We start from the raw sequence: 612 nt of genomic DNA on the forward strand, positions 1-612 counted from the left end.
GCGAAGAACACCCCGGGCATCGGCGGCCCGTCGCCCTTCGGGTTGAGGATCGCGTCCAAGATGAGCTGCAACTGGGCCGCGGCATCCGGGGTCAGGTAGCCGCGGATCGCATGCATGCCATCTTTCACCCGGCCGATCGTGATCCCCCGACGACGCCGCGCATCCTCGTCCTTCGGTTCCTCACCATCCGGATCGAACATCGACGCGAGATCCTCCGCCAGAGCCTTCAGATCCTGCGCCGTCGGCGACGGACCCGCCGCATGCTCGTCCACGTCCGGGTCGTCCCCGGTCGAGTCGTCGCCGGGTTCCGCCTCGAGGCTGTGGCCGCGGGCGCACCCCGCCAATGCGACATCCGCCGCCAACCGCTGATCGACCGTGAGCCGATCCCACACCTTCTCGATCGGCGCCGTCGCGGCGAGAAACCCGGCGACCCCGACCACCCCGTCCAGCAGGGCGAGCCGCATCTCCGCCCACCGTGCCGGCATCCTCTCCCCCGCCAGACTCATCGGCCGCCGCACCAGATCGACGACCCTGTCGACCCGGGTCGCACCCCGCACATCCACACCCACCGTCCGCTGCAACAGCTCATTCAGCCCCCGGCAGCCCGCCGAA

At 70.3% G+C, this 612-nt stretch carries 1 protein-coding gene; it reads right to left on the reverse strand.

The features are described 5' to 3' along the window. Positions 1-464: DUF222 domain-containing protein (locus RU09_RS17930; protein ID WP_197066119.1), on the reverse strand; the 464-nt coding region annotated here is incomplete at its 3' end. Positions 465-612 lie beyond the last annotated feature (148 nt).

The organism is Microbacterium sp. MEJ108Y, from assembly GCF_000834175.1.
GTDB lineage: Bacteria > Actinomycetota > Actinomycetes > Actinomycetales > Microbacteriaceae > Microbacterium > Microbacterium forte.